Source organism: Pseudomonas sp. IT-P100 (genome assembly GCF_949767185.1).
Classification (GTDB): domain Bacteria; phylum Pseudomonadota; class Gammaproteobacteria; order Pseudomonadales; family Pseudomonadaceae; genus Aquipseudomonas; species Aquipseudomonas fluorescens_B.
In genome coordinates this window covers 123,506-141,838 of the sequence record NZ_CATKQK010000059.1, presented here as the reverse complement: position 1 = coordinate 141,838, position 18,333 = coordinate 123,506, and the positions used below count along the sequence as shown (strand labels likewise).

Here is an 18,333-nt window from a genome sequence, read left to right as displayed (position 1 = left end):
TAACGACACAGCCTGACTTATAGTCATCTCGACTACATGGAGTCACTATGACTGCAAAATCCCTGCTCACTACGTTGCTTCCCCTGGTCTCGGACCTCTCCCGCGAACTCCCCGAGGGCGAGCGTTATCGGCGTCTGCTCGAAGCCATGCGCGCCCTGCTGCCCTGCGATGCCGCCGCACTGCTGCGCCTCGATGGTGAATGGCTGGTGCCGCTGGCCGTCGACGGCTTGAGCACCGACACCCTCGGCCGGCGCTTCAAAGTCAGCGAACACCCGCGCTTCGAGGCCCTGCTCAGCAGCCCCGGTCCGACCCGTTTTGCCGCCGACAGCGACATGCCCGACCCTTACGACGGCTTGGTCGATGGCCTCCACGAGCATCTGGAAGTCCACGACTGCATGGGCTGCCCGCTGTTTATCGACGAGCGCCCGTGGGGCTTGCTGACCCTCGACGCCCTCGACCCGGAACGTTTCGAACCGATCGAACTGGACGCCCTGCAAGCCTTCGCCAGTCTCGCCGCCGCCACAGTCAACGCCGCCGAGCGCATCCAACGGCTGGCCAATCGTGTCGAGGACGAACATCAGCGTGCCGAGGTTTACCGTCAGGCCAGCGGTCAGCAGAACCGTGAAATGATCGGTCAGAGCAAGGCCCACAAACGGCTGGTGGAAGAAATCAGCCTGGTGGGCGGCAGCGATCTGACCGTGCTGATCACAGGAGAAACCGGGGTCGGCAAGGAGCTGGTGGCCCAGGCGATTCATGCCGCCTCGCCCCGGGCCGACAAGCCGATCATCAGCCTCAACTGCGCCGCGCTGCCAGACACGCTGGTGGAAAGCGAACTGTTCGGCCATGTGCGTGGCGCCTTTACCGGGGCAACCAGCGACCGCCGTGGCAAGTTCGAACTGGCCAATGGTGGCACGCTGTTTCTCGATGAAGTCGGCGAGCTCTCGCTGACTGTGCAGGCCAAGTTGCTGCGGGTGCTGCAAAGCGGTCAGTTGCAGCGGCTGGGTTCAGACAAGGAACATCAGGTCGACGTGCGACTCATCGCCGCGACCAACCGAGACCTCGCCGAAGAAGTGCGCAGTGGCCGTTACCGTGCCGATTTCTATCACCGTTTGAGCGTTTACCCGCTGCTGGTGCCAGCCCTGCGGGATCGCGGGCGGGATGTGCTGCTGCTCAGCGGCTTCTTCCTGGAGCAGAACCGCTCGCGCATGGGCCTCAACAGCTTGCGCCTGAACAGCGACGCCCAGGCCGCGTTGCTCGCGTATGACTGGCCGGGTAATGTGCGGGAGCTGGAGCACTTGATTGGTCGCAGCGCGCTGAAAGCCTTGGGGCACTGCAAGGAGCGGCCGAAGATTCTTAGCTTGAGTGCGGCGGATCTGGAGTTGCCCAGCGGCAGCGTTGAGGTCGCGTCAGAGCAACCGGCTACGACTCCGGCGGCATTGGTGTCGGGGGACCTGCGTGAGGCGACTGAAAATTATCAGCGGCAATTGATCAGCGCTTGCCTGGATCGGCACCACAATAACTGGGCGAGCGCGGCGCGTGAGCTGGGCCTTGATCGGGCGAATCTTGGGCGGATGGCGAAGCGCCTGGGCATGAAGTAGCGAGTTTTTCCTGGCGAGGGAGCTTGCTCCCTCGCCACAGGGTTCACCGTTTGGCCGCCGAAATGCATTTGGCCTAAAGCCTGCCCCCAACAAGTCGATAACCCGGCATCAATAGCTTTTGGCGACTTTCCATTCGCCCATCACCTTTTTCCTCAGAAGGTTTTTATGTCCACCACCAAAGCCCGCGCAGACTCACTTTCGCTTCTGCTGTTTACCTTGCGCAGTGGCAAGCTGATGGCGATCAACCTGCTCAAAGTCAGTGAAATCATTCCCTGCCCGCCGCTGACCAAGCTGCCGGAGTCGCACCCCCACGTCAAAGGCATCGCCACCCTGCGCGGCGCGTCGTTGTCGGTGATCGACCTCAGCCGCGCCATTGGCGAGCGGCCGCTGGAAGACCCGAACGGCGGCTGCCTGATCGTCACTGACGTCAGCCGCTCCAAGCAGGGCCTGCACGTTCAGGCCGTGAGCAAGATCGTCCATTGCCTGACCACCGACATCCGTCCGCCGCCCTTCGGCTCCGGCGGTGTGCGCTCTTACATCACCGGTGTGACGTCGGTCGACGGTACGCTGGTGCAAGTGCTGGACATCGAAAAAGTCATCCACGGCATCGCCCCGGCACAGATCGAAATGGCCCCGACCGAACTGAGCATGGAAGACGCCGAGGTGTTGGGCAACGCGCGCATCCTGGTGGTCGACGACAGCCAGGTCGCCTTGCAGCAGTCGGTGCACACCCTGCGCAACCTCGGCCTGCAATGCCACACCGCGCGCAGCGCCAAGGAAGCCATCGACTGCCTGCTGGACCTGCAAGGCACGGCCCAGCAAATCAACCTGATCGTCTCGGACATCGAAATGTCGGAGATGGACGGCTACGCCTTCACCCGCACCTTGCGCGAAACCCCGGACTTCTCGCACCTGTATGTGCTGCTGCACACCTCCCTGGACAGCGCGATGAACAGTGAAAAGGCACGTCTGGCCGGCGCCAACGCGGTGTTGACCAAGTTCTCCTCGCCGGAGCTGACCAAGTGCCTGATCGAAGCGGCCAAGGCGGTCGCCGAACAGGGTCATTGAGTTTGAACGACGCCTTTTGTTTTCTGATGCGGCGCAACCTGGTGGAGGTGGTGCCCGCCATCACCTGGCCTCCGGGAATCGTCCTGCACAATTACCGCCCCGAACTGGCTGAAGCCGTTCATCGCCTGATGGAACTGGGCTACCTGGAAGGGGGCGGTCGCGTGCCGGCGCTGGATACCTGGCAACAGCGATTCGAGACCGATCCCGAGTACGATCCTTCACTGTGTTTCATCGCCCTGGATGCCGACGGTATCGTTGGCGTGTGCCAGTGCTGGACCAGCGCCTACATCAAGAATCTGGTGGTGCATCCACGCGCGCAGGGCCGGGGGCTGGGTCGGGCATTGCTGTTGAATGCTTTCAACGTGTTTCAGCAGCGTCATGAAGGGTTTGTGGATTTGAAGGTGCTGGAAGACAACGTTCGGGCTCAGCGGTTGTATGAAAGTTGCGGGATGTATGTGGTCCGCCGGGAGCCGGTTCCAGCCTGACACATCGCCATCAGGCATACTCTGCCCACACACGCCCAAGGATGCCTGATCAATGAAAGCCACCACCCTCGCCTTTCTCTGTCTCTCCGCCCTCGCCGCTCAAGCACATGCTTCCACCCCTGAAGCCTGGGCCGCCTTCGACAAAGCGATGCTCGCCAGTTGCATCAAGGCCAGCGGCCTGACAGACGCCTTCCCCGTCGGCAAAGCCGCACAGTTCGATGACCGTGTCGACTACACCGCCATGCTCCTGCAAGGCCGCTACCCGCAAAAACACATGAAAGGCCAGCAAGGCACCGAGCTGTGCCTCTACAACAAGAAAAGCAAAACCGCCTACGTGACCGAATGGGACTCCATCCGCCTGCCGGCCAAATCCAAGTGAATGGCGCATAACTTGCTTCGAAGCAGACCTTCGCGGTGGCATTCTGTCGCCGTTTCGGGCCCAGACAGGCGACTGATCCTTCGATGAATACGACGTTTTCCTGCGTAGGTTGTGGCAAGTGCTGCAATGACCACCACGTTCCCCTGACCCTGACAGAAGCCCGGATGTGGGCGGCCGACGGCGGTCAGGTGATCGTGCTGGTGGAAGGTTTCCTGGGCAATGGCCTGGGCCTGCCGGCGCAGCAACGCGAACATGCCGAACGCCGTTCGGCGGTGGTGCAAAGCGGCGCGTCCGAAGCGTTCGTGGCCATCACCTTTGCGGCTTACAACATTGGTCCCTGCCGGAATCTTGACGAAGACAACCTCTGCCGCATCTACGAACGCCGGCCGCTGGTGTGCCGTATCTATCCGATGGAAATCAATCCGCACATTCCCCTCAACACGTCGATCAAGGAATGCCCGCCCGAATCGTGGGAGCAAGGACCGGATCTGATCGTCGGCGGGGAACTCGTCGATCAGGAACTCGCAGGACTTATCCAGCGCTCGCGTCAGGCGGATCGCGATGACATCCGCACCAAGGATGCGATTTGCGCGTTGCTGGGAATTCGGACTACAGCGCTCAAGGGCGATGGATTCACCGCGTACCTGCCGGACATGAGCGCATTCGCCACGGTTATCGACCAAGTCGCGCAACAACCGCTGACGGACGCGAGCAGTGACTGGCAGTTCCACGTGTCCGGCGACGACATCGCCGGGCAAGTGTTGGCGGCCGGCGCAGAAGTGACCACCGAAACACCGCGCAACTACGCGTTCATTTCGTTGCGCGCGGCTTAACGGCGTTCTCGCCAGAACTCCTGCGCCAACTGCCGCAAATCCCCTGCCAGCCCCGCCACGTCTTCGGAGTTGGCCTGGCTTTGCCGGCCCTCGCTCACCGTGACTTCACAGGCGGAGCGAATGCGGCTGATGTTGCGGTTGATGTCTTCACTGACCGTGCTCTGCTCTTCCACCGCCGAGGCGATTTGCAGACTCATTTCGGTGATCTGATTGACCCGCCGACTGATCGCGTCCAGTGCGTCGGCGGCGCGCCGGGCCTGTTCGACGCTGCTTTCCACCTGTTCACTGCTTTGCTGCATCACCACCACTGCATCCCGCGTGCCGTTTTGCAGGGTGCTGATCATGCGCTGAATCTCGTTGGTCGATTGCTGGGTGCGCTGGGCCAGGCCCCGCACTTCGTCGGCCACCACCGCAAAACCGCGCCCGGCATCCCCGGCTCGTGCGGCCTCGATGGCCGCGTTGAGGGCCAGCAGATTGGTTTGCTCGGCGATGCTGCGGATCACCTCCAGCACTCCGGTGATTTCGCTGCTGTGTCCTTCCAGCTGATGAATCACATCGGTTGCGTGCGCCAGTTCCTCGGCCAGACGCAAGACGGCGTGGCGACTCTCACTCACCAGTTGATGACCTTCGCGGGTTTCGCTGCCGGCCAGATCGGCCGCTTGCGAGGCTTGCTGCGCATGGCTGGCAACCTGAGCCACGCTGGCGGACATCTGATGAATCGCCGCCGCCACCTGATCGGTTTCAGCCTGTTGATCCAGCGTGCTGCTGTGACTGCTTTGCAAGTGATCGACCAGTTCCGCCGCATGCCCGGCCAGTCGCTGCGACGCATCACCGATGCGCCCCACCACCGCGCCGATCTGCGCTTCGAGCATTTGGAAGGCAAACTCGATCTGGCCGAACTGATCCCGGCGGCCGGTGTAAATGCCCTGGCTCAACGGGTTGTCGGCAATCTGTCGGGCGCGCTCGGCAAGCGCTGTCAGCGGGCGCAACATCCGTCCGGTTCCAACCGCCGCCAACCCGCTGCCCACGACAAACGCCAGCATCCCGAACACGGCTGATGACGGGTTAAGCCACACCTCGATGCCCACTACACAGGCCAGCGTCACACTGAACAATGCCACCACTTTGAGTCCCGGTGCGAACACAGGCAGGCGTTGCAACAGCGGCACCCGACCGTCGCGAAGGTTTGCGTAGGCTTTTTCCGCTGCTTCGATCTGCCGCACCGAGGGCCGGGTCCGGACCGACTGATACTCCACGGCCTGACCGTTCTGCGTCACCGGCGTGGCGTAGGCGCTCACCCAATAGTGATCGCCATTCTTGCAGCGATTCTTCACCAGCCCCATCCACGAACGGCCACTTTTGAGGGTCTGCCACATATGCGCGAAAGCCGCCGCCGGCATGTCCGGGTGACGCAGCAGGTTGTGCGTCGAGCCCTGCAACTCCTCACGGCTGTAGCCGCTGATCCTGATGAAGTCGTCGTTGGCGTAGGTAATCGCGCTGGTCAGATCAGTGGTCGAGAGGATGTTCGCATCAGCCGCAACGTCGACATTACGGCCGGTCACCGGGAGGTTGATCTTCATGGAAAGCGCGCTCGTTGGATGGAAAGAGTCGGCAGGGCTGCTGACTCTAAGCGCACTGATTCCACAAACGTTGATCTGGCTCAGGATATGAGCACTTAGCCATCATCGCGATTGAAAACCGCGGCGGATGACCAATGGCGGAGGGTGGAAACTCAGCGCTTGCCCATCGAACGACGGGTGCCGGGAGGCGCTGCGCCGGGGGTCTTGGTGTGGCCGTTCTTGGCGCCGTTCTTGTACCACGGCTGGCTGGCGGCTTTCGCGGCGGTCAGTTCACCCGGCTTGAACGGGAACTTGAACGCCGGGATCGCGGCTTTGGTTTCGCTGTCTGCGCTGGAGTCGACGCTGTCTGGCAGGTCTGCCTGGTCGTCGCTCAAGGCGTCGGCAACCGGCGGTTGTGTCGGGGAAGTCATGAAAGCTCCGGGTGATGCAATAGAATCGGGCCCGGTCAGCGAGCCGCGAAAGGCAGCAGTATACCTGTGTCGGGGACGGCAGGCTTTATGCCGCGAGTGAGTCTGTCGGGTTTTATGCTGGCTGGGCTGACATCATCGCAGGTAGCGCGGCTATCAGAGTCCGGTAAGCCGCTGTATCACACAGCTCAACAATTGCGATGCGCTATCCAACAACTGAGTCAACAACGCTTCATCCTCATCCTCATCCACGTAACCTTCGGACTTCGCCAAATTGCGCCGTTCATGGCACAAGGCGAACAATCGAACCTGCACTTTGTTCACCTCGGCGATTGCTCTTCCATAGGTATGAGCCGCTCCATCACGTCACTGTAGTGCAGCCCCTCGCCGATCAAGATCAGATCAGATCAGATCAGATCAATGTCACTGGATGCGTTTGCCTGATCCTTGGCAATGGAACCGTACACAAATGCCCAAATGACCTGTTCGGCAAAGGGCTGCAGTGCCTGGCGCAGAGGCTCGGCGATGCAGAAAGTCTTGCGAGTGATACCCGATAGTTCGGCATAAATCGGGCAATCGGGGTTGGCTTGATAATGGGTTTGGTTGCCCTGCCGGGTCATGGCCAATACGCCCGGGCGTTGTAACCGATCCAGCTCACGCATGAGACTGCCTTTCCCTACCTGAGCCCAGCGAGCAATTTCGTTAGCGTAGAAACGTTGGTCAGGTCTGCCAAACAACAAGCCCGGCACTTTTTGCTGCGTGCCCGTAAACAAAGCTTCGCTGAGAGAAAGGTTCTTCACAGTGACGACCAAAGAGTCCCAAAAAGGGAACGACAGGTCCCTTTTCGGGACCTATCAAGGCGAAAGAGCCACAAACCCCAAACTGACAGCGCCGTCAGTTAGCCGTCACCTTCCTGACCGGCGAACAGGTTTATAAAGGGAGGTATAACCCTGACCAGACTCCTCCCCCCCCAGCCCCCGGCGCCCCACTCGCATGCGAATTCAGAAAAAACCCGCCTTGATCGCCGCTCTTCTGATTGTCCTGGCAGCGTTGGGCGTGTGGTATGCCACCAAACCCGTGACAGCCAAACTCGCTGCGCCCACGGCGATCCCGGTTAGGGTGGTGAACGTCGCCGAAAAAGACGTCCCTCGCTACGTCAGCGGCATCGGCTCGGTGTTGTCTTTGCACAGCGTGGTAGTGCGCCCGCAGATCGACGGCATCCTCACTAAAATCCTGGTCAAGGAAGGTCAGTTGGTGAAGAAGGGGGACCTGCTGGCCACCATCGACGACCGCTCGATCCGCGCCAGCCTCGACCAGGCCCGCGCACAACTCGGCGAAAGCCAGGCGCAGTTGCAAGTGGCGCTGGTGAACCTCAAACGCTACAAACTGCTTAGCGTCGACGATGGCGTCTCAAAGCAGACCTACGACCAGCAACAAGCGCTGGTCAATCAGCTCAAGGCCACCGCCCAAGGCAATCAGGCTTCGATTGATGCCGCGCAGGTGCAGCTTTCCTACACGCAGATTCGCTCCCCGGTCAGCGGTCGAGTCGGTATTCGCACGGTGGATGAAGGCAACTTCCTGCGCATGACCGACACCCAGGGCTTGTTCACGGTGACCCAGATCGACCCGATCGCCGTGGAGTTTTCCCTGCCGCAGCAAATGCTGCCGACTCTGCAAGGCCTGATCAACGATCCGGAGCACGCTCAAGTGAAGGCCTACATCGGTGCCGACACCGACGGCGAAACCGGCAACCTGCTGGGCGAGGGTCACCTGACCCTGATCGACAACCAGATCAGCGCCAACACCGGGACCATCCGCGCCAAGGCCGAATTCAACAACCCCGGGCAGAAACTCTGGCCGGGCCTGCTGGTGACGGTAAAGATTCAGACAGCATTGGATAAGGATGCGCTGGTGGTGCCGCCCACCGTCGTACAACGCGGGCTCGATCAACACTTCGTGTACCGGGTCACGGGTGACAAGGTTGAAACCGTCCAGGTACAGATGGTCTATCAAGGCAGCGGACAGGACATCATCAAAGGTGTGAAACCGGGCGACGTGCTGGTCAGCGACGGCCAATCGCGGCTCAAACCCGGCTCGACCGTGCAGGTCCTGACCGAGCCACCGCAAGTGGTCCAGTCGGAGTCGAGGCCATGAAGGGCCACGGCTCGGTTTCGGCGTGGTGCATCGATCATCCGGTGGCGACGATCCTGCTGACGTTTGCCCTGGTGTTGCTGGGTGTCATCGCCTTCCCACGCCTGCCGATTGCACCGCTGCCGGAAGCCGAATTCCCGACCATCCAGGTCGCCGCGCAACTCCCCGGCGCCAGCCCGGAAACCATGGCGTCGTCGGTGGCCACGCCGCTTGAAGTGCAATTCAGCGCCATCCCCGGCGTGACCCAGATGACCTCGAGCAGCGCCCTCGGCTCGACCAACCTGACCCTGCAGTTCACCCTCGATAAAAGCATCGACACCGCCGCCCAGGAAGTTCAGGCCGCCATCAATACCGCCGCCGGCAAACTGCCCAAGGACATGCCGAACCTGCCGACGTGGCGCAAGGTCAACCCGGCCGATAGCCCGGTGCTGATTCTCAGCATCAACTCAACCTTGATGCCCGGCACCGAACTCAGCGATCTGGTGGAAACCCTGCTGTCCCGTCAGATCAGTCAGATCGACGGCGTAGGACAGATCAACATCACCGGTCAGCAACGTCCGGCGATTCGCGTGCAGGCCTCGGCGGACAAACTCGCGGCCATCGGCCTGACCCTGGCGGACATTCGCCTGGCGATCCAGAACACCAGCCTCAACCTGGCCAAAGGTGCTTTGTACGGTGAGTCGAGCATTTCCACGCTGTCCACCAACGACCAGTTGTTCCATCCCGAGGAATACAGCCAGCTCATCGTTTCCTACAAGGACGGTGCCCCGGTTCACCTCAAGGATGTTGCCACTGTCGTCAATGGTTCGGAGAATGCCTACGTGCAAGCCTGGGCCGGCGACAAGCCCGGGGTGAACCTGGTGATTTCCCGGCAGCCGGGCGCCAACATCGTTGAGACCGTGGACCGCATCCAGGCCGCCCTGCCCGGCCTCGAAGCGATGTTGCCGGCCTCGGTGCAAGTCAAGGTGCTGGTCGACCGAACCCAGACCATCCGCGCCTCGTTGCATGAAGTGGAGATCACCCTGCTGATCGCGATCATGCTGGTGGTGGCGGTGATGGCGCTGTTCCTGCGCCAATGGTCGGCGACGCTGATCGTGTCGGCGGTACTGGGTGTTTCGCTGGTCGCCAGTTTCGCCCTGATGTACATCATGGGTTTCAGCCTGAACAACCTGACGCTGGTAGCGATCGTGGTGGCCGTGGGGTTCGTGGTCGACGATGCGATTGTGGTGGTGGAAAACATTCACCGACACCTGGAGGCCGGCGATGGCATGCGCGAAGCGGCGATCAAGGGCGCCGGCGAGATTGGCTTCACCGTGGTCTCGATCAGTTTTTCGCTGGTGGCGGCGTTCATTCCGTTGCTGTTCATGGGCGGCGTGGTCGGGCGACTGTTCAAGGAATTCGCCCTGACGGCCACGTCTACGATCATGATTTCAGTGGTGGTGTCGCTGACCCTGGCGCCGACGCTCGCGGCGCTGTTCATGCGCGCCCCGGTGCATCACGCCCACAGCAAACCCACGTTCGGCGAACGGTTGCTGGCGTGGTACGAAAAAGGCCTGCGCCGCGCCCTCGCCCATCAGAAATTGATGATCGGTGTGTTCGGGTTGTCTCTCGGTCTGGCCATTGCCGGCTACATCTTCATTCCGAAAGGTTTCTTCCCGGTCCAGGACACTGGTTTTGTCCTCGGCACTACCGAAGCGGCCGCCGACATTTCCTACCCTGACATGGTGAAAAAACACCTGGCGATGGCGGAAATCGTCGCGGCCGATCCGGCGGTCGCGGCGTTTTCCCACTCGGTTGGCGTTTCGGGCAGCAACCAGACCATCGCCAACGGCCGCTTCTGGATTTCCCTGAAAAAACGCGGTGACCGCGACGTCTCGGCCAGCCAGTTCATCGACCGGATTCGCCCGCAACTGATGAAAGTGCCCGGCATCGTGCTCTATCTGCGCGCTGGCCAGGACATCAACCTGAGCTCCGGCCCGAGCCGCGCGCAGTACCAATACGTGCTCAAGAGCAACGACGGCGCGACCCTCAGCACCTGGACCCAGCGCCTGACGGAAAAACTGCGCACCAACCCGGCGTTCCGCGACATTTCCAACGACCTGCAACTGGGCGGCAGCATCACGCACATCAGCATCGACCGCAGCGCCGCCTCGCGTTTCGGCCTGACCGCCAGTGATGTCGACGAAGCGCTGTACGACGCGTTCGGTCAGCGGCAGATCAACGAATTCCAGACCCAGATCAACCAGTACAACGTGATTCTGGAGCTGGACACCCAGCAACGCGGCAAGGCCGAAAGCCTCAACTATTTCTACTTGCGCTCGCCCCTGAGCGGGGAAATGGTGCCGCTGTCGGCGCTGGCGAAATTCGATGCACCGACCGTGGGTCCGTTGTCCATCGCCCATGACGGCATGTTCCCGGCCGCCAACCTGTCGTTCAACCTGGCGCCCGGGGTGGCGTTGGGCGATGCGGTGATCATGCTCAATCAGGCCAAGGCTGAAATCGGCATGCCGGCGGCCATGAGCGGCAACTTCCAGGGCGCGGCCCAGGCGTTCCAGAGTTCGCTGGCCAGCCAGCCATGGCTGATTCTGGCGGCGCTGGTGGCGGTGTACATCATTCTTGGCGTGCTCTATGAGAGCTTCGTGCATCCGCTGACTATCATCTCGACGCTGCCCTCGGCGGGGCTCGGGGCGGTGATCATGCTGTGGATTTGCGGCCAGGACTTTTCGATCATGGCGCTGATCGGGCTGGTGCTGCTGATCGGCATCGTGAAGAAAAACGGCATCCTGATGATCGACTTCGCCCTCGAAGCCCAGCGTAAAGGTGGCCTGCCACCGGAAGAAGCGATCTACCAGGCCTGTATCACCCGATTCCGGCCAATCATCATGACCACCCTCGCCGCCCTGCTCGGCGCGCTGCCGCTGATGCTCGGCTATGGCACCGGCGCCGAACTGCGCCAGCCATTGGGGATCGCGGTGGTCGGCGGCTTGCTGGTGAGCCAGGCGCTGACGCTGTTTACCACTCCAGTCATATACTTGTGGCTTGAGCGGCTATTCCATCGGCCCAAACCAGCGCCAGCACCGATGCCGGCGTTGGCGACCACAGACTGAGGCGGGGTCATGCGCGTTCTGATTATCGAAGACGAGGAAAAAACCGCGGACTATCTGCACCGCGGCCTGACGGAACAAGGTTACACCGTGGACCTGGCGCGGGACGGCGTCGAAGGCCTGCACCTGGCGCTGGAAAGCGACTACGCGGTGATCGTCCTCGACGTCATGCTGCCGGGCCTCGACGGCTTCGGCGTGCTACGCGCGTTGCGTGCGCGCAAGCAAACCCCGGTGATCATGCTCACCGCCCGCGAGCGTGTCGAAGACCGGATCAAAGGCCTGCGCGATGGCGCCGACGATTACCTCGGCAAACCGTTTTCCTTCCTTGAACTGGTGGCACGCCTGCAAGCCCTGACCCGTCGCAGCGGCGGCCATGAACCGGTGCAAGTGAGCATCGCCGACCTGTGGATCGATCTGATCAGCCGCAAGGCGACCCGCGCCGGTACGCGACTGGACCTGACCGCCAAGGAGTTCTCGCTGCTCAGCGTGCTGGCCCGCCGACAAGGGGAAATCCTCTCGAAAACGGCGATTGCGGAAATGGTCTGGGACATCAATTTCGACAGCGACGCCAACGTCGTCGAAGTCGCGATCAAACGCCTGCGCGCCAAGCTCGACGGGCCGTTCGACGAAAAACTGCTGCACACGATCCGCGGCATGGGTTATGTGCTGGAGAGCCGTGGTGTCCAGTAATTCGATTGCGCTGCGTCTGAGCGGGATGTTTACGCTGGTAGCGCTTCTGGTGTTTCTGTTGATCGGCTGGGCGCTTTATCAACAGGTCGACAAGGGCCTGGGCCTGCTGCCCGAAGCCGAGCTGGACGCGCGTTACAGCGTGCTCGAATCCACCGTCGGCCGTTACGGTACGCCGGAGCATTGGGTGAAGATCAACAACAAGCTCAAGCTGTTGGGTGAAGAAGACAAACGCATCAGTTTCTGGATCATCAGCGGCGATCCGCACTACGAATACGGCAACCTGACGCCACAGATCCGCGACTTCGCCGATGGGCCGCTGGGCATGCGGGATCTGCAGTTGCCGGATCAGCCTTATCCGCTGAAAGTGCTGGTCAGCCAGTTTCCGGCCAAGGATCAACGACCGCCATTGCGCTTCATGATCGGCATCGACACAGAGACGTTTTTCCAGACCCAGCATCATCTGCTGGTTGCCCTGATCAGCCTCGCGATTGTCGGTGTGCTGTTGGCCTCGGCACTCGGTTATTGGGTGGCACGGATCGGTCTGAAACCGTTGATCAAGCTGTCCCAGGAAGCCCAGCGACTGGCGCCGCCGTTGCGTTCCGGGCGCTTGCGCCTGTCGTCGCTGCCACCGGAACTCAATCAGTTCGTCAACTCGTTCAACTCCACGCTGGAGCGGGTCGAACAGGCCTACTCGCGGCTTGAGTCGTTCAATGCCGATGTCGCCCACGAATTGCGCTCGCCGCTGACCAACCTGATCGGCCAGACCCAAGTGGCGCTGACGCGTGGGCGCTCGGCCGAACACTACTTCGAAGTGCTGCAATCGAACCTCGAAGAGCTGGAGCGGCTGCGCTCGATCATCAACGACATGCTGTTCCTCGCCAGTGCCGATCAGGGCAGCAAGGCGACCAAACTGACGTCCACCTCACTGGCCGATGAAGTGGCGACGACGCTGGAGTATCTGGATTTCATTCTTGAAGATGCGCAGGTCCAGGTGCAGGTCAGTGGCGATGCGCAGGTGCGGATCGAGATTGCGCATCTGCGGCGGGCGCTGATCAATTTGCTCAGCAACGCAGTGCAACACACCGAGCCCGGCCAGGTGATTCAGGTACGCATCGAGGTCGAGGAGCATCAGGTCAGCATCGGCGTCGCCAACCCCGGCTCGCCGATTGCCAGCGAGCATTTGCCGCGGTTGTTCGAGCGCTTTTATCGGGTCGATGCGTCGCGCAGCAACAGTGGCAACAACCACGGTCTGGGGCTGGCAATCGTCAAGGCGATTGCGCTGATGCATGGTGGCGATGTGTTTGTGCACAGTGACCACGGCATGAATACCTTCGGCATCCATTTGCCGGTCTGAATCACCTTGCTCCCTGTGGCGAGCGAGCTTGCTCGCGCTCGGCTGCGAAGCAGCCCCAATCGGTCACTTGGTTTTTCTGACAAACCGAGGCGCCTGGGTGCGACTGCTGCGCAGCCGAGCGCGAGCAAGCTCCCTCGCCACAAAAGCCGTCGCCCAAGCAGGCACTGTTGCCTTAATCGCAACAGTCCTTTCATGAATCCGCTCTTTTTCCCCTCTCCAAAGCGCCTTATCTTTGCCGCACCAAACAGCACTTGCCAAGCAAGAAGGTTTTAAAGATGTCCAACACCATGGGTATTGCCAGCGCGTTCGTTTTGTCCTCTTTGTTCCTCTCCCCGTTCGCCATCGCTGAAGAGTCGCAGACCTTCGTCGCGCACAATGCAGCACGCGCTGCGGCGTTCGAAGCGTATCAGAACGAAATGACGGCCAAGGCTCCGGACGCCGCGCGAACCCCTCAATCCTCTTCTTCTCAGGCCCAGCCACAGGTCGAGAAAGATAGCTGAACGCAAACTATCGCTCTATTTTCCCTCGACACTTTCATCGGCTCTTCCCGTTGAACAGTTGTCTTCAAAGCCGCTGCTGTCAGCGGCTTTTTTTTGTTGTCGCTTCATTGATCATTACATCCATTGCAACGATGCGGGTCAGTGTTCAGCCAGTCGACATCAGGACACCGATGAATACCTGCTGATCGTCGACTACCCGCTCAATGTCTTCTAAGCTTGGGTAAGTAAAGGCCAGCGCGTTTTGCTGGTCTTTTTTTTGCTCCTCAAGCAGACATCTTCCCCATGCCCGCGAGCCGCCCCAGACACGTTTCAGGCAAGACCGGTCGCCCCGAGCTCATGGTGATCCTCGGCAGCACCCTGACCGTTATCGCGATCATCAGCATCGTCACTTTCCTGTTGATCCGAGAACACGCCAACGCGCAACAGGCCGCCACCCGCAGCGCCACCACGATTGCGCAACTGATCGACGCCGACGTGCTGCGCACGGTCGAACTCTACGACCTGACCCTGCAAGGCCTGATTGCCGCTTCGCAGCGCGACGACTTGAAACAGGTTTCGGCGCAGATCCGCCATCTGGTGCTGTTCGACCGCTCTACCACGGCGCGCTTCAAGGGCGACATTCTGCTGCTGGACAAGCAGGGCGAGGTGATTGCGGACTCCTCGCTGATCGAGCCCAAGCCCGGCAACTTTGCCGATCGCGATTATTTCCTCGCACATGCTTTCAACCGCGACACCGGCATGTTCATCAGCCGACCGTTCCAATCCCGCTGCGATTGCGAGGACAGCGACGAATGGCGAATCAGCTTCAGCCGCCGCATCTCATCGGCTACGGGTGAGTTCCTCGGGGTTGCCGTCGCTTCGATGCGCCTGGGTTACTTCGATCAGTTGTTCAACAGCCTGAACATCGGCGCCGGCAGCGCGCTGTCCATCATCAACGACGACGGTATATTGCTGGCGCAGAAGCCTCATCTGGTCAATGACTCGATCGGCAAAAGCTTCGCCAATCGCCCCAATGTCCAGCGCATCCTGCGCGAACGCAACGGCAGCTTTGACAGCGTGTCGAGCGTCGACCGTGAGCAACGCCTGTATACCTTTTCCAGGGTCGGCAACCTGCCATTGACGGTGATCGTCGCGCTCTCGGGGAACGACGTGTTCGCCGCCTGGAAGCGCACGGCGATGGTGATCAGCGGTGCGACCGGCGTGTTGTGCATCGGCCTGCTTTGGCTGACCTGGCTGCTGTGCCGGGAGCTGCGACTGCGCCACCACGCCGAGCAGGAACTGGCACAGCTGGCCGCCACTGATGACCTGACCGGCGTGGCCAACCGCCGAACGCTGGATCAGACACTGCGTCATGAGTGGTTTCGCGCCCAACGGTCGGGTAAACCGCTGTCGGTGTTGATGATCGACGCCGACCACTTCAAGGCCTTCAACGATCAACATGGCCATCAGGCGGGCGACGATGCGCTACGCGCTCTGGCCAAAGTGATCGCCGAGAACGTACGGCGACCGGCGGATCTGGTCGCCCGGTACGGAGGGGAAGAGTTTTCGGTCATCCTGGCGGAAACGGACAGTGCGGGCGCACAGCAGATTGCCGAACACATCCGCGTTGCCGTGGAGCAACTGCCGTTTGTGGCGGGCATTGAATCGCCGATTACTGTCAGTATTGGCATCAGCACCTGGACCACGACCACCGACACCAGCCTCGAGCAGTTGCTGTTTGCGGCGGACAAGGCGCTGTATCAGGCGAAGGAAAGCGGGAGGAATCGGGTGGTGGCTACGCAGTGAGATCGTCGGTGTGGCGGCCCGCGATGGGGCCAGAACGAACACCGCATCACTTTCCGGCAGACATAAAAAAAGGCCACCCGAAGGCAGCCTTTAAAAACTAGAGAGGTTTTTACTTACACCGCCGCAACCGGACGCATGTAAGAGATCGGTGCAGTGCTGGCGTCTTCGAAAGTCACGACTTCCCAAGCATCTGTCTGCTCAATCAACTTGCGCAGCAGCTGGTTGTTCAATGCATGTCCGGACTTGAAGCCCTTGAACTCACCAATCAGGCTATTGCCCAGCAGGTAGAGGTCACCAATTGCATCGAGGATCTTGTGCTTCACGAATTCGTCTTCATAGCGAAGGCCGTCTTCGTTCAGTACGCCATCCGCGTCGACCACAATAGCGTTTTCAACGCTGCCGCCGAGTGCGAGGTTGTGCTTGCGCAGGTACTCGATGTCACTCATGAAACCAAAGGTACGGGCGCGGCTGACTTCTTTTACGAACGAAGTGCTGGAAAAATCCACGCTTGCACTTTGTGTGCGGTTACGGAAAACCGGGTGATCGAAATCGATCTCGAAACTCACCTTGAAGCCTTCGAAAGGGACGAAAGTGGCGCGCTTGTCGCCATCTTCCACTGTCACTTCCCGCAGGATCCGGATGAACTTCTTCGGTGCGTCCTGTTCTTCCAGGCCGGCCGATTGAATCAGGAATACGAAAGGTCCAGCGCTGCCATCCATGATCGGGACTTCGGACGCGGAGAGCTCGACGTAGGCGTTATCGATGCCCAGGCCAGCCATGGCCGAGAGCAAGTGCTCCACCGTATCCACTTTGGTGTCACCACTGACCAGCGTGGTCGACATCGTGGTTTCACCAACGTTTTCCGCGCGGGCAGGAATCTGCACCACAGGGTCGAGATCGGCACGACAAAACACAATGCCGGTGTCGATAGGTGCGGGCTTGAGGGTCAGGTATACCTTCTCCCCGGAGTGCAGGCCTACACCTGTGGCACGGATAATATTTTTCAGTGTGCGTTGTTTAATCATGGCTTGGGCCGCTTCAGCGCAAATTGCGAACTGGTATCAACAAAGGCTGGCGATAATAGCAGACCAGACCTTTGCTGAACACCAATCACCTTCATAGCCCTGATACATTCCATTAATCGGCCTGACGACGCAGGAAAGCCGGGATGTCCAGGTAGTCCAGATCATCTTGCGGATTCATCTTCGCAGCAGTCGCAGCACCGGCCTGAGCCTGGTTGCGCATGACGGTCGGACGGTCCAGGTCACGGTAGTTTACCGCTGGCGCTTCCTGACGAGCGGGAGCCGATTGTTGCGACTGAGACGCCATGGAGGTGTGAACGGTGTTGTCGATGACCTTCACAGGCTTCTCGATTTTCGCGCCCAGACCGGTGGCAACCACAGTCACGTGCAACTCGTCGCGCATGTCCGGATCGATAACGGTACCGACCTTGACCATGGCGTGCTCGGAAGCGAAGGCTTCGATGATGCTACCCACGTCGGAGTACTCACCCAGGGACAGGTCAGGACCGGCGGTGATGTTCACCAGGATGCCGCGTGCACCTTGCAGGTTCACGTCTTCGAGCAACGGGTTGCGAATGGCCGCTTCGGTGGCCTCGCGTGCACGGTTCGGACCGCTGGCGCAGCCAGTGCCCATCATCGCCATGCCCATTTCGCTCATCACGGTACGCACGTCGGCAAAGTCGACGTTGATCATACCCGGACGCTTGATGATGTCGGAGATACCGCGAACGGCACCGGCCAGTACATCGTCAGCCTTGGCGAAAGCCGACAGCAGGCTTGCGTCCTTACCAAGGATGGTCAGCAGCTTCTCGTTGGGAATGGTGATCAACGAGTCGACGCTTTCGGACAGCAGACGAATACCTTCGTCGGCGATCTGCATGCGCTTGCGACCTTCGAACGGGAATGGACGGGTCACCACCGCAACGGTGAGGATCCCCATTTCCTTGGCCACTTCAGCAATGATCGGCGCAGCACCGGTACCGGTACCGCCGCCCATGCCGGTGGTGATGAACACCATGTTGGTGCCCTGCAGGACTTCGGCAATGCGCTCACGGTCTTCGAGAGCGGCCTGACGACCTACTTCAGGATTGGCGCCAGCGCCGAGACCTTTGGTCACGCCGGTGCCCAGTTGCAGGATGGTCCGCGCGCCAATGCTCTTGAGCGCCTGGGCATCAGTGTTGGCGCAGATGAATTCAACGCCTTCAATGTTGCTCTTGACCATGTGATTGACAGCGTTGCCGCCGCCTCCGCCAACACCGATAACCTTAATGACCGGGCTTGCGGGGATGTTGTCTACGAGTTCGAACATTTTCCCTCTCCTTTGATTCTCTAGTTTTTTCGCCTACTGCCTGTATCTACAACGGTGCTGCGGTAATT

General features: G+C 60.5%; 15 protein-coding genes and 2 pseudogenes. 11 read left to right on the top strand and 6 right to left on the bottom strand.

What is annotated here, in order from left to right; genetic code table 11:
* Nucleotides 1-47 precede the first annotated feature (47 nt).
* The 5 genes from norR to ACM6IQ_RS29990 all read left to right on the top strand — a co-directional run bounded on the left by norR (nt 48) and on the right by ACM6IQ_RS29990 (nt 4,363).
* On the top strand, nt 48-1,598 hold the full coding sequence (norR, locus tag ACM6IQ_RS30010; protein ID WP_017340666.1) for a nitric oxide reductase transcriptional regulator NorR: 1,551 nt from the start codon (nt 48-50) through the stop codon (nt 1,596-1,598).
* A gap of 165 nt (nt 1,599-1,763) precedes the next feature.
* A complete protein-coding gene (locus tag ACM6IQ_RS30005) occupies nt 1,764-2,666 on the top strand; it encodes a chemotaxis protein CheV (RefSeq protein WP_017340667.1) in 903 nt (300 codons plus the stop codon).
* A 26-nt stretch (nt 2,667-2,692) separates the two neighbouring features.
* Nucleotides 2,693-3,151 carry a GNAT family N-acetyltransferase gene (locus ACM6IQ_RS30000; RefSeq protein ID WP_414880583.1) on the top strand — a complete coding sequence of 153 codons (459 nt, stop codon included), beginning with the start codon at nt 2,693-2,695 and terminating at the stop codon, nt 3,149-3,151.
* A gap of 52 nt (nt 3,152-3,203) precedes the next feature.
* On the top strand, nt 3,204-3,530 hold the full coding sequence (locus ACM6IQ_RS29995; protein WP_414880546.1) for a hypothetical protein: 327 nt from the start codon (nt 3,204-3,206) through the stop codon (nt 3,528-3,530).
* A gap of 83 nt (nt 3,531-3,613) precedes the next feature.
* Nucleotides 3,614-4,363 carry a YkgJ family cysteine cluster protein gene (locus ACM6IQ_RS29990; RefSeq protein WP_017340670.1) on the top strand — a complete coding sequence of 250 codons (750 nt, stop codon included), beginning with the start codon at nt 3,614-3,616 and terminating at the stop codon, nt 4,361-4,363.
* On the opposite strand, the gene ACM6IQ_RS29985 is transcribed toward ACM6IQ_RS29990, so the two are convergent.
* The 4 genes and pseudogenes from ACM6IQ_RS29985 to ACM6IQ_RS29970 form a co-directional block, all read right to left on the bottom strand.
* Nucleotides 4,360-5,406 (bottom strand): methyl-accepting chemotaxis protein, encoded by a 1,047-nt coding sequence (locus tag ACM6IQ_RS29985; protein ID WP_414880582.1) that lies wholly within the window; start codon nt 5,404-5,406, stop codon nt 4,360-4,362. The genes ACM6IQ_RS29990 and ACM6IQ_RS29985 overlap by 4 nt on opposite strands.
* A gap of 255 nt (nt 5,407-5,661) precedes the next feature.
* Nucleotides 5,662-5,943 (bottom strand): annotated as a pseudogene (locus ACM6IQ_RS29980) (PAS domain-containing protein); the annotation flags it as partial.
* 152 nt (nt 5,944-6,095) lie between these two features.
* Nucleotides 6,096-6,353, bottom strand: a complete 258-nt coding sequence (locus ACM6IQ_RS29975; RefSeq protein WP_414880545.1) for a hypothetical protein — start codon at nt 6,351-6,353, stop codon at nt 6,096-6,098.
* 320 nt (nt 6,354-6,673) lie between these two features.
* Nucleotides 6,674-7,150 (bottom strand): annotated as a pseudogene (locus tag ACM6IQ_RS29970) (transcriptional regulator); the annotation flags it as partial.
* 193 nt (nt 7,151-7,343) lie between these two features.
* Here ACM6IQ_RS29970 and ACM6IQ_RS29965 point away from each other — a divergent pair.
* From ACM6IQ_RS29965 to ACM6IQ_RS29940, 6 genes are all read left to right on the top strand, one after another.
* Nucleotides 7,344-8,504 (top strand): efflux RND transporter periplasmic adaptor subunit, encoded by a 1,161-nt coding sequence (locus ACM6IQ_RS29965; protein ID WP_414880544.1) that lies wholly within the window; start codon nt 7,344-7,346, stop codon nt 8,502-8,504.
* On the top strand, nt 8,501-11,608 hold the full coding sequence (locus tag ACM6IQ_RS29960) for a multidrug efflux RND transporter permease subunit (RefSeq protein ID WP_414880543.1): 3,108 nt from the start codon (nt 8,501-8,503) through the stop codon (nt 11,606-11,608). The genes ACM6IQ_RS29965 and ACM6IQ_RS29960 overlap by 4 nt, the downstream gene beginning before the upstream one ends.
* A gap of 9 nt (nt 11,609-11,617) precedes the next feature.
* Complete coding sequence (locus tag ACM6IQ_RS29955; RefSeq protein ID WP_007916978.1) at nt 11,618-12,295, top strand: heavy metal response regulator transcription factor; 678 nt, start codon at nt 11,618-11,620, stop codon at nt 12,293-12,295.
* Complete coding sequence (locus tag ACM6IQ_RS29950; protein WP_414880542.1) at nt 12,285-13,649, top strand: heavy metal sensor histidine kinase; 1,365 nt, start codon at nt 12,285-12,287, stop codon at nt 13,647-13,649. The genes ACM6IQ_RS29955 and ACM6IQ_RS29950 overlap by 11 nt, the downstream gene beginning before the upstream one ends.
* Nucleotides 13,650-13,924: 275 nt before the next feature.
* Nucleotides 13,925-14,149 carry a hypothetical protein gene (locus ACM6IQ_RS29945; protein ID WP_017340677.1) on the top strand — a complete coding sequence of 75 codons (225 nt, stop codon included), beginning with the start codon at nt 13,925-13,927 and terminating at the stop codon, nt 14,147-14,149.
* A gap of 282 nt (nt 14,150-14,431) precedes the next feature.
* The gene (locus ACM6IQ_RS29940) at nt 14,432-15,934 is read left to right on the top strand and encodes a diguanylate cyclase (RefSeq protein ID WP_414880541.1); all 1,503 of its coding nucleotides are present in this window, start codon (nt 14,432-14,434) and stop codon (nt 15,932-15,934) included.
* Between the two features lie 113 nt (nt 15,935-16,047).
* Here the strand turns inward: ACM6IQ_RS29940 and lpxC are convergent, their stop codons facing one another.
* Both lpxC and ftsZ read right to left on the bottom strand, forming a co-directional pair.
* Complete coding sequence (gene lpxC / locus ACM6IQ_RS29935; protein ID WP_017340679.1) at nt 16,048-16,959, bottom strand: UDP-3-O-acyl-N-acetylglucosamine deacetylase; 912 nt, start codon at nt 16,957-16,959, stop codon at nt 16,048-16,050.
* A 112-nt stretch (nt 16,960-17,071) separates the two neighbouring features.
* A complete protein-coding gene (gene ftsZ, locus ACM6IQ_RS29930) occupies nt 17,072-18,265 on the bottom strand; it encodes a cell division protein FtsZ (RefSeq protein WP_414880540.1) in 1,194 nt (397 codons plus the stop codon).
* Nucleotides 18,266-18,333 lie beyond the last annotated feature (68 nt).